The organism is Nocardia sp. CWNU-33, assembly GCF_046764895.1.
Lineage (GTDB): Bacteria > Actinomycetota > Actinomycetes > Mycobacteriales > Mycobacteriaceae > Nocardia.
The window spans coordinates 535,940-550,471 of record NZ_JBKOQN010000001.1 but is presented as its reverse complement, the minus strand read 5'-3'; the positions used below and the strand labels follow the sequence as shown (position 1 = coordinate 550,471).

Sequence of the window (14,532 nt, the reverse complement as noted above, 5' to 3'; positions counted from 1 at the left end):
ACACGCAGCGCCGCAGGCGCTGCAAAACAAACCCAGCCGCGAACACGCAGCGCCGCAGGCGCTGCAAAAACCAACACAGCATACTGGTCGGGTGATGATCGTTTCGGACCCGCCGATGCCACCCGTGCCAGACCGTCGCAGCGTGCCGTCACGCTGAGCCGATCGTGCTCGAGACCGCTACGACCCTGACGAAGCTGCGTACGCGTGGCGTCGTTGTCGTGCGGCGCGCCGAGGACATCATCGACCTGAACTATGTGGGGCTGATCATTGCGACGGTGTTCTTCGCGCTGTCGGTGACGCCTTCGCTCGTCCCGCGCGACTGGCTGTTCCAGGGCCTGATCAGCGGTGTCAATGCCGCGCTCGGCTACGGCCTCGGCTGCCTGCTGGAGTGGGTGTTCCGGGTGTGGATTCGACCGCGAGTCACCCTGCCCGCACCGCCGACCTGGGTGCGCTACGCGGTGAAATCCGCCATCCTGCTGACCGCCGCACTGAGCGCGGGCCTGATGCTCGTGCAGTCGGCGCGCTGGCAGCGGGAGATCACCACGCTGATGGACATGGAGGGCACCACCACCCCTGCCTACCTGCGCACCGGACTGCTCAGCGTGGCCGTCGGCGCGGCGGTTGTCGCCGTGTACCGGACGCTGCGCGAGATCATCCTCTTCCTGGCCCGCCAGCTCAATCGCTGGGTGCGGGTGCCGCGCGAGCTCGCGCCGACCGCCGGGTTCCTGGTGCTGGTACTGCTGGTCGTCACAATCTTCAACGGCGTGGCCTCGCGCGCTTTCTTCGCCGTGGCCAACTCGGCCTTCAGCGTGCGCAACGATTACACCTCCCCCAACGCGGTGCCGCCGTCTCAACCCGAGCGGTCCGGCAGCCCGGCGTCATTGGCGAAATGGGACTCGCTGGGTTTCGAGGGGCGGTGGTTCGTTTCGCACGGTCCCTCTGCCCATCGGATCACGGCGGTCACCGGTCGGCAGGCCCGCGAGCCGATCAGGGCCTATGTGGGCTTGGAGTCGGCGGCCGACGGCGAGGCGCAGGCGCAACTCGCGGTATCCGAGCTGGAGCGCACCGGTGCCTTCGACAGGAAGGTGATCGTGGTGGTCACCACCACCGGCACCGGCTGGGTGAATTCGATGGCGACCGGTGCCATCGAGTACATGTACGGCGGCGACACCGCGATCGTTGCCTCGCAGTACTCGTACCTGCCCAGTGTGCTGTCGTTCCTCGCCGACCGCAGCAAGGCCATGGACGCGGGCAAGGGGCTCTTCGATGCGGTGTACCAGCATTGGAAGGCACGGCCGCCGGAGTCTCGGCCGAAGCTGCTCGTGTACGGGGAGAGCCTGGGTTCGCAGGGTTCGGAGGCGGCCTTCGATGGGCTCGCGGACCTGCGGGCAAAGGTGGACGGCGCGCTGTGGGTGGGTCCGCCGAACTCCAATCGGCTGTGGCAGCAGTTCGTTTCGCGGCGCGACCCCGGGTCCCGGGAGGTGCAGCCGGTGTACGCCGACGGCCTCGTCGTCCGATTCGCCAGCGACAGTGCCGATCTCGTCAGACCGGGTCCCGAATGGCGGTCACCACGCATCGCGTATCTGCAACACGCTTCCGACCCGATCGTCTGGTGGTCGCCCGATCTGATCCTGTCCCAACCGGATTGGCTCTCGGAGCCGCGCGGCTCCGATGTCTCCTCGCAGATGCGCTGGTGGCCCTTCGTCACCTTCTGGCAGGTTGCCGCCGACCTCACCAATGCTCAGGGCGTCACCGATGGGCACGGTCATCGCTACGGCAGTCTGGTACTCGATGGCTGGGTAGCCGTGGCGCAGCCGCCGGATTGGACCGCGGAGCTCTCCGACAAGATCCGCGGGCAACTCGAGGCCGCCGAGGACTACGAGCGGGAGACCAAGTGAGTGACGGCGGCAGGGTCGCGAAGAGTGCTGCTGCTATTGCCACTGCGCTGCTGTGGAGCAATGGGCTGCTGCCGCGTCTCGGTCTCGATGTGCGCGGCAGGACCGCTGCCAATGCGGGATTCGCCACCGGGTATGCGCTGGTGTTCGGTAGCAGGGCGAACTGGTGGTCGGTTCGTGGACTGCGCTATGGGCTGGCGTCGGCGGCCGTTGTTGTCGCGGGCTACGGTGCGGCCGTGGCTGTTCCGGGAGTGCGGAGCCGGCTGTGCGAGTTCGCCGATCGCGGCCCGGATGTCACGCCCGCGGAGTGGATCGCCGTGCATATCCCGATCGGCACGGTCTACAGCGAGGAACTGGTCTTCCGTGGCACCCTGGATCCGTTGCTGGACACTACCTTCGGCACGCGAGCGGGAATTCTCATCGGCGCGAGCACCTTCGGCCTGTGGCATATCCACCCGGCCCGCGCCGCGGGCGACAGTGTCCCGGTGACCGTTGCCGCGACCGCGCTCGGTGGCCTCGTCTTCGGCCTGCTCCGTCGTCGCTCCGACAGCGCCGCCGCTGCTGCCCTGCTGCACCTGGCCGTCAACGCGGGCGGAGCGCTCGCCCCACGGCTTGCCGCTCGGTGGGCTCACCGATCGACGCGCTGACCGAGCGGCGACTCGCCGTGCGACCCCTGACTGGTCGGTGCCGGTGGACTCGCGCCGTGCGATGGCGGTCACTGCGCGGGCCGGCACGCCTTTGTTCGACGTCGGTGTGTGCCGAGTCGGCGGCGGCAGGGCTTGTTCCGTGCGGTCTGGCCCCGGCTCGGCATTCGATGACGGTGCGCGTCAGTATTCTCGGCACTGTGGCGGGAAAGTCGACAGTGGATCCGATGGCGTTGCGGGTGGCGGTAGCGGCGGTGAGCGAGTGGTTGCGGGACGAATCCGCCCCGACACCGGCCCGGCCCGAGCTCGCGGCGGCGGTTCGCACGACTGTGCGTGCACTGGCCGCGTCTGCGCCCGGGCATTCGGTGGAGGTGCGGGTGCCGCCGTTCGTCGCGGTGCAGTGCATCGAAGGGCCTCGGCATACCAGGGGCACGCCGCCGAATGTCGTCGAGACCGATCCACGCACCTGGCTGCTGCTAGCCACCGGCCTGCTCGAATTCGCCGGCGCGGTGGACGTCGGTGCGGTGACCGCGTCCGGGAGCCGGGCCGCGGAGGTCGCGCACTGGCTGCCGGTCACTCGGCTGGTCACGGACTGACGAGCATCGGTCGTCGGCTCCCGCGCCTGCCGACCGGTCGAGCAGCGCATTCCCGTGTGCGGTCCCATCGGGCCGGACGCGGTGTCCGGCCGATCAGCCGGCGGCGGGGGCGGCCGCGCCGCGGTGCAGGCCCTTGCGGTCGTAATAACGGGTGATGATCGCGCCGAAGACCAAGCCGACCGCGAGCCCGAGCACGACCATCCAGAAACCACGGGCCAGACCCGCGTCATAGTTTCCGTCGAAGTAGAGGATGGCGCGGACGCCGAGGAAGACCTGATGCATCGGCTCGAATTCGGCCAGCCAGCCGAAGTACTTCGGGGTGGCCTCGATCGGCACCGTGCCGCCCGAGGAGGGCAGGCCGAGGACGATGAACAGGATCAGGTTCACCAGCAGGCCCGCGGAGCCGATCGCGGCGAGCACCGAGAGGCCGGTGATACCGACGGCGATGATCGCGAACGCGCTGTAGAGGAACAGGCCGAGCGGATGGTCGATCGGCATGCCGAGTGCGTGCGCAACGACGAGGTAGATCGCCGCGACGATAGTCGCCGTCAGCACCATCACCCCCCACTTGATCAGCAGCGTGTGGAAGCGCGAGATCGGCGTCGGCGGGAAGTGCACAAACCACGGTCCGTACTCGGTCGGCACGAAGCCGAGCGCGGCATCGACCATGGTGTGAATTGTCATAGAGCCGACCAGCCCGGCCAGCAGCAGCAGCAGGGCGAAGAAGAAGGCGGTGAGACCCTGGCCGGTTCCGCTGGGCAACGGCCGGAACGGCTCGACGACGATCTGTAGCGGATTCGCCAGCGCGATTCGGGTGGCCCCGGTCAGTTCCGGTGCCGGTGGCCCACCGGGCGGCGCGGCCAGCTGGGCCCGCACCTGATCGGTCAGCTGCTTGCCGACCTGCGCGTTCACTTGTGGCAGCGCCTGGGCGCCGATGCGGTTGACGATCTCGGTGGCGAAGGCGCCGGTGCGCGGATTGGTCTGCAGCGTGATGATCGGGCGCTCGATATCGCCGGGAATCACGCTGCCGACGCCGAAAATGCCGAGCCGCTTGCTGAAATCGCTCGGAATGATGATGGCGCCGTAGACCTTGCCGTTCTGCATCTGGAGTTGCGCCTCGTTGATGCCGAGCACGCGCAGGTCGATTCGGTCGGCGGGCACGGCCTGCTCCAGACCGGCGGCCACCTGGTCGCCGAAAGTGACCCGCTTCTCCTGACCCGGCGCACCGATCGTGTCGCCGACATCCTGGTTGACGAGCGCGATGGGGAAGTCGTGCAGGTTCTGCTCCGGATCGACGACATAGTCGAGGTACATGATGCCCAGCAGCGTGGTCAGCAGGGTCAGGACCGCGACGGGCAGCAACACCATGCGAAGCCGGCGGCTCCGCGGTGACCCTCCCGTTGCGCCCCCTGCTGTCCCGCCGCCGGTGTCCGCACTGTCGGTAGTCGTCACGGGTCGCACGGTAACAGCTGACTCGGTCGGAATCGGGCAGCTTACCGCGGCGATTGCTGCCCGGATGCGGCGTCGGTGATCGCGCACAGAAAATCACCCGTAGAATGACCATTGCCCCCAGCCCGCCCGAACAGGGAGCAAACGGTGACCAACGCCGAACTGCCGGTCGACAGCAGCATGCCTGTTGAAATCAACTCTGCCGTCACACCGGATCAGGATGAGAACGAGCCACGCGAAGAGTGTGGTGTGTTCGGAGTCTGGGCGCCGAGTGAAGACGTGGCCAAGCTCACTTACTACGGCTTGTATGCGTTGCAGCACCGTGGCCAGGAGGCGGCGGGCATCGCCGTTTCCGATGGTTCGCAGATCCTGGTCTTCAAGGATCTCGGGCTGGTCAGTCAGGTGTTCGACGAGCAGACCCTGGCCGCTATGCCGGGTCACATCGCCATCGGCCACTGCCGCTACTCCACTACCGGCGGCGTCACCTGGGAGAATGCCCAGCCGATCTTCCGTACCACCGCCGTCGGTTCCGGACTTGCCTTGGGCCACAACGGCAATCTGGTCAATACCTCCGAATTGGCAGGCCGGGCAAGGGAACTCGGGCTGATCGGTGGCGCAACCGTGTCCGGCGGCCGCCCGGCGCCGATCGCGGCGACCTCGGACTCCGATGTGGTGACCGCGCTGCTCGCGCACGCCGCGGCGGACTCGAGCATCGAGCAGGCGGCAATGGAGCTGCTGCCGACGCTGAAGGGCGCGTTCTGTCTGACCTTCATGGACGAGCACACCCTGTACGCCGCGCGCGACCCGCACGGTGTGCGTCCGCTGTGTCTCGGCAGGCTCGATCGTGGCTGGGTTGTTGCCAGCGAAACCGCCGCACTCGACATCGTCGGCGCGGCCTTCGTCCGTGAGATCGAGCCGGGCGAACTGCTGGCGATCGACGCCGAGGGTGTCCGGTCGATGCGCTTCGCCAACCCGGAGCCCAAGGGCTGTGTCTTCGAATTCGTTTACCTGGCCAGGCCGGACAGCACCATCTCCGGTCGTTCGGTGCACGCCACCCGGGTGGAGATCGGACGGCTGCTCGCCAAGGAGCATCCCGTCGAGGCCGACCTGGTGATCCCGGTTCCGGAATCCGGCACCCCGGCCGCGGTCGGTTACGCCCAGGGTTCCGGCGTGCCCTACGGGCAGGGCCTGATGAAGAACGCCTACGTGGGGCGCACCTTCATCCAACCGAGCCAGACCATTCGCCAGCTGGGCATTCGACTCAAGTTGAATCCACTGCGCGAGGTGATCCGCGGCAAGCGGCTCATCGTGGTCGACGACTCCATCGTGCGCGGCAACACCCAGCGCGCGTTGATTCGAATGCTGCGTGAGGCAGGCGCATTGGAGATCCACGTGCGGATCGCCTCGCCGCCGGTGAAGTGGCCGTGCTTCTACGGCATCGACTTCGCTTCGCGCGCCGAGCTGATCGCCAACGGTGCGGGCGCGGAAGACAGCTACGCCGATATGGTCGAGGGCGTGCGCCGCTCGATCGGCGCCGACACCCTCGGCTACATCTCCACCGAAGGCATGATCGCCGCGACCGAACAGCCGCGCTCGCGGCTGTGCTGCGCGTGCTTCGACGGCGACTACCCGATCGCGCTGCCCACGGAGGCGGCGATCGGCAAGAACGTGCTCGAGGGCATGCTCAGCGGGCAGTCCGAGGCCATGCTGCTGGGCGACAACGCGAATGCGAGCGCACTGAGCCGTCCCTGAGGGTCGATATCCCGGGTGCGCCGGAGGCGCCCCGGGAACTCACGCTGTTGTCGAGCCTTGCTCTGTTCGAGTCCTCTCTGTCCTGAGAACTCGCGTATTCGTATCGGCGAAGGCCGCGAATTACCGTGGTCTACGCGCGTTGTGATGACCCGCTGAAATCCGACCCGATTGCGCGTCGGCGAAGCCGTGTCCAACCTTCCTGGGGTGCGGTGAACGAGCAAAATCATTTGCAGTGTTTCGGCGCTGCGCGCCTTGGGTACCGCCGCACCGCTGTCCAGTCACGTGACATGGCATCCTCGAGACACCCCAGCCGCCGTTTCGGCGTGAACCTGGTCATTCGACCGGTGAGCGGGGGTGGCCGCTGCGCCATAGGCAACGGCTGGTACCGCCCCGGCAATTTTTTCTTTGAAAACGCAACCTGTCGGAAATGGTTCGTGGGTACGGTGCCCGGTTATATCGGAAGTTCACCGTGTCCGTACCGGGGCCTGTGATCCAGGAGAACGCGGTGCGGCGCTCGAGAAGTGGGGCCGGAGATGTTGGTTTCAAGGACGCCTGGAGAACGAAAGCGGATGCGAGCCTTCGCGGCCATCGGCGCGGCAGCGCTACTGGCGGCCGTTCTCGCGGGCTGTGGTTCCGGACGGACCGGGGAGGGAGGTGGCGGCGCCGGGCTGGTTGCCGGCACCACGGACAAGATCTTCTCGTTGGATCCCGCCGCCGCATACGACAACGGATCGCTGCTGGTCGAGACCCAGATCTATTCGTATCTGCTGAACTTCACCCCCGGTGATGCGACGCCGAAGCCGGACGCCGCGGAGAAATGTGAGTTCTCCACCCCGACCACGTACACCTGCAAGCTGAAGTCCGGGCTGAAGTTCGCCAACGGGAATCCCTTGACCGCCACCAGCGTCAAGTTCTCCTTCGACCGGATGGTCAAGATCAACGACCCCAACGGACCCGCCTCACTGCTGGGCAATCTGGACAAGACCGACGTCGTCGATGACCTGACCGTCGCGTTCACCCTGAAGGTCGGCAACGATCAGACCTTCCCGGCGATCCTGCCCACCCAGGCCGGTCCCATCGTGGACGAGAAGGTCTACCCGGCCGACAAGGTCATGGCCGATGAGGACGTGGTGAAGGCCAAGGGCTATTCCGGGCCGTACACCATTGCGAGCTACGACAAGAACAAGCTGGTCGAGTACAAGGCGTACCCGGACTACAAGGGCATTCTCGGGACCCCGAAGACCTCGACGGTCTCCACCAAGTACTACGCGACTTCCGACAACATGAAGCTCGACCTGCAGAACGGTGCGCTCGATGTCGGCTACCGGTCCTTCACGCCGACCGACATCGAATCGCTGCGCGGCAACGACAAGGTCAAGGTGTACGACGGTCCCGGCGGTGAGTTGCGCTACATCGTGTTCAACATGAACACCATGCCGGGCGGCACGCCGGAGCAGAAGCTCGCGGTGCGTAAGGCCATGGCGTCCTCCATCGACCGTCCGGCGCTGGCCGAGGGCGTCTACAAGAGCACCTACAAGCCCGCCTACGGCTATGTGCCGCAGGGTATGCCGGGCGCCGCCGAGCCGCTCCAGGAGCTCTACGGCGCGAAGCCGAACAAGGACGCGGCCGCCAAGTTCCTCGCCGATGCAGGTGTGGCGACGCCGGTCGAGCTGAACCTGCAATACAACCCGGATCACTACGGCTCCAGCAGCTCCGAGGAGTACGCAGCGATCAAGTCCCAGCTCGAGGCATCCGGGCTGTTCAAGGTGAACCTGCAATCCACCGAATGGGTTACCTACCAGCGTGAACGTGCGCGTGACGGCTACCCGCTCTACCACTTCGGCTGGTTCCCGGACTTCCCGGACGCGGACAACTACCTGACCCCGTTCTTCGCGCCGAACAACTTCCTGCAGTCGCACTTCGAGGATCCGAAAGTCACCGCGCAGCTCACCGCGGAGGTGACCGAGCCGGACAAGGACAAGCGGGTCAAGCTGATCGAGGCCGTGCAGCGTGACCTCGCGCAGAACTACCTGCCGACGCTTCCTTTGTTGTCGGGTAAGCAGATTGCGGTAGCGAATCCCAAGGTCCAGGGGGTGCCGCAGACACTCGACGCCTCGTTCAAGTTCCGCTACACGGTACTGAGCAAGTGACATCTGGTGAAGCCGGGCTCGAGGCATCGCCTCGGGCCCGGCGGTTCGGGCTGCTGCGCCGCGTCAAGGGGGGTGGCGGGGATTCCCGTCAGCTCGCGCTGCTGCGGTACTTGGGGATTCGGCTGCTGCTGATTCTGCCGACCGCGTGGATTCTGGTGACGGTCGTGTTCTTCCTGATGCGGGTGATCGGCGATCCGATCAGTGCGGCGATGGGCGGCCGCATGACCCAGGAGCAGATCGAAGTGCGCAAGGAGGCGGCCGGGTTGAATCGGCCGATCCTGACCCAGTATTGGGAGTACATCTCCGGGCTCATGCACGGGGATTTCGGTCACTCCCAAGACAATCGGCAGATCAGCGAGGTCGTGACGACCTACGGTGCGGCGACCCTGGAGCTGGTGTTCTGGGCGCTGCTCGTGGCCTTCGCGGTCGGCGTGCCACTGGGCAGATACGCGGCGACGCATCGTGATTCGACCGCCGACGCCGGGCTGCGGATGTTCGCCATCCTGGCCTACGCGGCGCCGGTCTTCTTCGTCGGCATGCTGCTCAAGTTGATCTTCGCAGTGAAACTGGACTGGTTGCCGGTCGCGGGCCGGGCCAGTACGCCGGTGGAGCTGGAGCTGCAACATGTTTCGCCGAAGACCAACATCATGGTGATCGACGCGATTCTCTACGGAGACGGCGGCTATCTCGTCGACGTGCTGAAACATGCTGTGCTGCCCGCGATTGCGCTCGGCCTGCTGACCGCGGGGATCTTCCTGCGGCTGGTGCGCATCAATCTGATCCAGACGCTACGCAGCGACTATGTGGACGCCGCGCGGGCCCGCGGGCTCTCCGCGCGTGTGGTGACCGGCCGACATGCCGTGCGTAACGCGATGATTCCCATTGTCACGGTGATGGGCATGTACATCGCGATGATGCTGGGCGGGGCGGTGCTCACCGAGACGACCTTCGAATGGAAGGGGCTCGGCTATCAGCTCGCGGAGTATCTGCACCAACGTGACTTCATCGCGGTGCAGGGCATTGTCGCGTTCGTCGCACTCGCCGTCGCAGCCATGAGCTTCCTGGTGGATGTCATCGTCGCACTGATCGACCCGAGGGTGAGGTTCTGATGACCGCACCGGAATTGGCCAACGAGCCGGTGATCGTGCCGCCGGTGTCGCCCGGCGGGCGCAGGCGATTGCCAGGGCTGCGACTGTTGACGATGACAGCAGGGTTGCAACGGGTGACGCTGATCATCGGTCTCGGCCTGGTCGCGCTGTTCGTGCTCACGGCGATCTTCGCGCCGTTGATCGCCCCCTACGGGCTTGCCCAGAACTCTTCCGACGGAGTTGCTTTCGTTGCACAGCAGCCGCCGTCGGGGCAGCACTGGTTCGGGACATCGGTCCGCAGTGAGGACGTGTTCTCCCGGGTGATCTATGGCGCGCGCACCGCGCTCTATGTGATCGCCATCTCGCTGACACTGTCGTTGCTCATCGGTGTGCCGCTGGGTCTGGTGTCCGGATACGTCGGTCGCTGGGTCGACCGGATTCTCGTGCTCTTCATGGATGCGATCTACGCGTTCCCGACACTGCTGCTCGCGATCGTGGTGTCGATCGTGGTGGCGGGCGGCCAGTCGAGCAGCTTCGGGGGCGTGCTCTCCGCCGCGGTGGCGATCACGGCGATCTATGTGCCGCAGTACTTTCGGGTGGTCCGCAACGCCACGGTGGCGGTGAAGAACGAACCGTATGTGGATGCGGCCCGTGTCACCGGTGCCTCCACCACACGAATCCTGTTCCGGCACATCCTCGCCAATGTCACCCAGTCGTTGCCGGTGATCATCACCCTCAACGGCGCCGACGCCATCCTGACACTGGCCGCGCTCGGCTTCCTCGGCTTCGGCATCGAGCCGACCCAAGCCGCGGAATGGGGTTACGACCTGAACAAGGCGCTCAATGATGTCTCCAACGGCATTTGGTGGACCAGCATCTTCCCCGGTACCGCCATCGTCCTCGTGGTGCTCGGCATGACACTGGTCGGTGAGAGTCTCAACGAGGCCCTCAACCCACTGCTGCGGACCCGCCGCGCTGTTGCGGTGTCAGCGGACGACAGTCTCCCCGCTGACCCCGCTGAAGCCACCGAGGTCGCCGAAGCTGCGGAGGTCGGTGAGGTTGCCGAGGTCGGCGAGGTTGCCGAAGCTGCGGAGGTCGACGAAGTCGCTGAACCCGATGGCGGCGAGAATTCCACTGCCGCAGTGGAAGCCGATGCCGGAGCAGGCGATGGCTCCGCGGATGGCGGTGGCCGTGCTGCGCTGAAGAAAGCCGATCCCGACGAAATCTCGGGCGGCACCGGCGAAAAGGCTGTCGCGGCTGCCGAAGACACTGCGCTGGATCAGGCCGATCCGGACGAAACCACGAGTGCTGCCGACGACAAGGCTGCCCCTGCGGATGGTGGCGGGACCGCACCGGGCAAGGCCGATGCCAGCGAATCACCGAGTGCCGGAACCGAAACCGATGCTGCTGCCGACGGCAGCACCGAGCCGGGCGAGACGGTGCGGAAGGACAAGACCAATGAGTGAGCCAGCTGTGGTGGCCGATCGCCGACCGGCGTTGTCGATCCAATCGCTGTCGGTCACCTTCGCCACCGATGCCGGGCCCGTCTACGCCGTCAGCGATGTGTCCTATGAGGTGTTTCCCGGGGAGGTCCTCGCGATTGTGGGGGAGTCGGGCTCCGGGAAATCGGTGAGCTCCCGCACGGCGATGGGCTTGCTGCCCGCGACCGCGCGGGTGCGCGGCCTTGTCACCCTCGGCACCGAGGCCATCACCTCGATGAGCGAGAAGCAGCTCACCGCGCTGCGGGGTGGCGCGATCTCGATGGTGTTCCAGGAGCCCGGCCTCGCGCTCGACCCACTGTTCACCGTCGGCTTCCAGATCAGCGAGGCGCTGCGGGCGCACAGCGACATGGGGCGCAAGGCAGCCAAAGCGCGTGCGGTGGAATTGCTTCGGCTGGTCGGTCTGCCCGACCCCGAGCATCGGGTCGATTACTACCCGCATCAACTCTCCGGCGGGCAGAAGCAGCGCGTGGTGATCGCCATCGCCATCGCCTGCGAGCCGAAGGTGATCATCGCCGACGAGCCGACCACCGCGCTCGACGTCACCGTGCAGGCCGAAATCCTGGAGCTGCTGCGCGATCTGCGCGATCGCATCGGCAGCGCCATCGTGCTCATCACCCACAACATGGGGGTGGTCGCCGACCTCGCCGACCGGGTCGTGGTGATGCGCGACGGCCGGGTGGTCGAGGAGGCGCCGGTGGACGAGCTCTTCGCGAATCCGCGCGCGGACTACACCCGCGCGCTACTTGCGGCCGTGCCCCATCTCGGCACCGAACAGCTCCAGCACGGCCCGCCGAAGGATGTGACGATCGCGGGCGACCCGGTGCTCGAGGTGTCCGATCTGGTCGTGCAATTCCCGGGGCCGTTCGGCAGGCCGGCGTTCCGTGCGGTGGACAACGTGACCCTGTCCATCGGGCCGGGCGAGACGCTCGGACTCGTCGGTGAATCGGGCTCGGGCAAATCGACCATCGGCCGCTGCGTCGCCGCGTTGCAGCGCCCGACGTCGGGCGTTGTCCGGGTCCGCGGGCAGGACATCGCCGGGCTGTCGCAGCGACAGCTGCGGCCGATCCGGCGGCGCTTCGGTTTCGTCTTCCAAGACCCGGCCAGCTCGCTCAACCCGCGGCTCACCGTCGGTGACTGTGTCGCCGAGCCGTTGATCGTGCACAAGATGGGCACCGCGACCCAGATTCGCGACCGGGTGCGGCATCTGCTCGAAGACGTGCAACTGCCGGCCGGCACCGATCGCCGCTACCCGCACGAACTGTCCGGCGGCCAGCGCCAGCGTGCCAGTCTGGCAAGGGCCCTTGCGCTGGACCCCGATCTGCTGGTCGCCGACGAGCCGACCAGCGCACTGGACGTCTCGGTGCAGGCCGCCGTGCTGGAGCTGTTCGGCCAGCTGCAACGCGAATGCGGGTGGGCCTGCCTGTTCATCAGCCACGATCTCGCCGTGGTCGATCAGCTGGCGGATCGGATCGTGGTGCTACGCGATGGCGCGGTGGTCGAACAGGGCGATCGGGATCGGATCCTGCGTGCGCCGCAACAGGAGTACACGCAGCGCCTGGTTGCCGCCGTGCCGGTCCCCGATCCGGTGGAACAGCGCCGCCGCCGGTCCCGGACCGCGGGCCTGTTCGCGACCGAGCCCGGCGAATCGAGCATGACTCGCACCCAGGTGACGGATGGGGATCCGACGTGACAACCGATTTCGCTCGCGTAGGGGTAACTCACCGGGTACATCCAGAACTCGACTCGACACGTGACCGCCGGTCCGCGCGGAAACTGTCGTGGCAGTTACCACCGGCGAAAGTCGCGGAGAGGCGGGGGAGCGCTGTGTGCTCGTTATCTGGCTCCGGTAGCGTGATCAGGCATCTATCCGCCGATTCGGTTTGGAGCTTTCCCCGAAAATGACTGAACAGACACCTAGTGGCGCCGGTGCCTCCTACGCCGCAGCGGGCGTGGACATCGAGGCCGGTGACCGCGCCGTCGAGTTGTTCGGACCATTGGCGAAGAAGGCCAGCCGTCCCGAAGTCCAGGGTGGCCTCGGCGGATTCGCCGGACTGTTCGCACTGAAGGGTGGCTACCGCGAGCCACTGCTCGCCGCCTCGACCGACGGCGTCGGTACCAAGATCGCCGTCGCGCAGGCCATGGACAAGCACGACACCGTCGGGCTCGACCTGGTTGCCATGGTCGTCGACGATCTGGTGGTGTGCGGCGCCGAGCCGCTGTTCCTGCAGGACTACATCGCCGTCGGCAAGGTGGTGCCGGAGCGGGTCGCCGAACTGGTCTCCGGCATCGCCGAGGGCTGCGTGCAGGCAGGCTGCGCGTTGCTCGGCGGCGAGACCGCCGAGCACCCCGGCCTGATGGATCCCGACGATTATGACCTGTCGGCTACCGGTGTCGGCGTGGTCGAGGCCGACGCGGTGCTCGGCCCGGACCGAGTGCGTCCCGGCGACGTGGTGATCGCGATGGGCGCGTCGGGCCTGCACTCCAACGGTTACAGCCTGGCCCGCAAGGTGCTGCTCGACATCAGCAGGATGTCGCTGACCGGGCACGTCGAGGAGTTCGGTCGCACGCTGGGCGAGGAGCTGCTCGAGCCGACCAGGATCTACGCCAAGGACTGCCTCGCGCTCATCGCCGAAACCGATGTGCGCACCTTCGCGCACGTCACCGGTGGCGGTCTGGCCGCCAATCTGGGCCGGGTGCTGCCCGCGGGTCTGGTCGCCGAGCTCGATCGCGGCACCTGGAATCCCGCGCCGGTCTTCAAGATGATCGCCCAGCGCGGGCGGGTCGAGCGGGTCGAGATGGAGAAGACCTTCAACATGGGCGTCGGCATGGTTGCCGTCGTTGCGCCGGAGGATGTCGACCGGGCGCTTGCGGTGCTGACCGCGCGGCACATCGAATGCTGGACCCTCGGCACCGTGAAGAAGGCCAAGGATGCGGACGCGTTGCGCGCGGTCCTGGTCGGTGAGCACCCGAGGTTCTGACGCCACGGTCGGACACCATCGAACGCACAACAGAGTCCCACATCGGATGATGCGGGACTCTGTTGTCGTATGCAGGTGATTGTGTTGCAGGCCTAGATGTTCGCGTCCGCCAACACAGGGTCAATCGACGCATGAAAGCGGGGGAGGCCCTGGCCTCCCCCTCATACGTAGACGTGTGTCAGCGGCGCCAGTCGTCGTAGTTATCGTCGCTGTCCCAGCGGGACCGCGATTCGTCGACATCGTGCTCGTCGGAGATCACATCACTGCGCTGCGCGGTGTGGGGAGCACTGCTACCCGCCAACTCGCGCTGAAGGCTCGTGAAGTCGGTCGACGGAGAGCTGTACTTCAGCTCGCGTGCGACCTTGGTCTGCTTTGCCTTAGCCCGGCCACGGCCCATGGCTGACCCCCTCGCGTCACTGCGGGGCGGCCTGGGGTGGTTTGGCGGCCCCGTTCGAATTGATATCTTCCTGACAGACAC

At 66.6% G+C, this 14,532-nt stretch carries 10 protein-coding genes and 1 pseudogene; 9 read left to right on the top strand and 2 right to left on the bottom strand.

The genetic code is table 11. The annotated features are described in order from the left end of the window. The first annotated feature begins 164 nt into the window (after positions 1-164). The 3 genes from ACLMAL_RS01900 (at position 165) to ACLMAL_RS01890 (ending at position 3,135) form a co-directional block, all read left to right on the top strand. Entirely contained in the window at positions 165-1,898 is a 1,734-nt protein-coding gene (locus ACLMAL_RS01900; RefSeq protein ID WP_411997473.1) for an alpha/beta hydrolase, read from the top strand. Next, positions 1,895-2,542, top strand: a complete 648-nt coding sequence (locus ACLMAL_RS01895; RefSeq protein ID WP_411997472.1) for a CPBP family intramembrane glutamic endopeptidase — start codon at positions 1,895-1,897, stop codon at positions 2,540-2,542. The genes ACLMAL_RS01900 and ACLMAL_RS01895 overlap by 4 nt, the downstream gene beginning before the upstream one ends. A gap of 197 nt (positions 2,543-2,739) precedes the next feature. Then, positions 2,740-3,135, top strand: a complete 396-nt coding sequence (locus tag ACLMAL_RS01890; protein ID WP_411997471.1) for a sterol carrier family protein — start codon at positions 2,740-2,742, stop codon at positions 3,133-3,135. Between the two features lie 93 nt (positions 3,136-3,228). Here the strand turns inward: ACLMAL_RS01890 and ACLMAL_RS01885 are convergent, their stop codons facing one another. Then, the gene (locus ACLMAL_RS01885) at positions 3,229-4,503 is read right to left on the bottom strand and encodes a YhgE/Pip domain-containing protein (RefSeq protein WP_411997470.1); all 1,275 of its coding nucleotides are present in this window, start codon (positions 4,501-4,503) and stop codon (positions 3,229-3,231) included. Positions 4,504-4,731: 228 nt separating this feature from the next. Here ACLMAL_RS01885 and purF point away from each other — a divergent pair, with 228 nt between their 5' ends. The 6 genes and pseudogenes from purF to purM all read left to right on the top strand — a co-directional run bounded on the left by purF (position 4,732) and on the right by purM (position 14,054). Beyond that, a complete protein-coding gene (gene purF / locus ACLMAL_RS01880) occupies positions 4,732-6,336 on the top strand; it encodes an amidophosphoribosyltransferase (protein WP_411997469.1) in 1,605 nt (534 codons plus the stop codon). Positions 6,337-6,905: 569 nt separating this feature from the next. Then, positions 6,906-8,486: an ABC transporter substrate-binding protein gene (locus tag ACLMAL_RS01875; protein WP_411997468.1), complete on the top strand. Its 1,581-nt coding sequence runs from the start codon at positions 6,906-6,908 to the stop codon at positions 8,484-8,486. 98 nt (positions 8,487-8,584) lie between these two features. Next, positions 8,585-9,595, top strand: coding sequence for an ABC transporter permease (locus ACLMAL_RS01870; protein ID WP_411997533.1), 1,011 nt, complete (start codon positions 8,585-8,587; stop codon positions 9,593-9,595). Between the two features lie 92 nt (positions 9,596-9,687). Further along, positions 9,688-10,548 (top strand): annotated as a pseudogene (locus ACLMAL_RS01865) (ABC transporter permease); the annotation flags it as partial. 484 nt (positions 10,549-11,032) lie between these two features. Beyond that, positions 11,033-12,766: an ABC transporter ATP-binding protein gene (locus ACLMAL_RS01860; protein WP_411997467.1), complete on the top strand. Its 1,734-nt coding sequence runs from the start codon at positions 11,033-11,035 to the stop codon at positions 12,764-12,766. 208 nt (positions 12,767-12,974) lie between these two features. Further along, a complete protein-coding gene (gene purM / locus ACLMAL_RS01855; protein WP_328408791.1) occupies positions 12,975-14,054 on the top strand; it encodes a phosphoribosylformylglycinamidine cyclo-ligase in 1,080 nt (359 codons plus the stop codon). A gap of 178 nt (positions 14,055-14,232) precedes the next feature. On the opposite strand, the gene ACLMAL_RS01850 is transcribed toward purM, so the two are convergent. Beyond that, on the bottom strand, positions 14,233-14,451 hold the full coding sequence (locus ACLMAL_RS01850) for a DUF3073 domain-containing protein (RefSeq protein WP_328408793.1): 219 nt from the start codon (positions 14,449-14,451) through the stop codon (positions 14,233-14,235). Between the last annotated feature and the right edge of the window lie 81 nt (positions 14,452-14,532).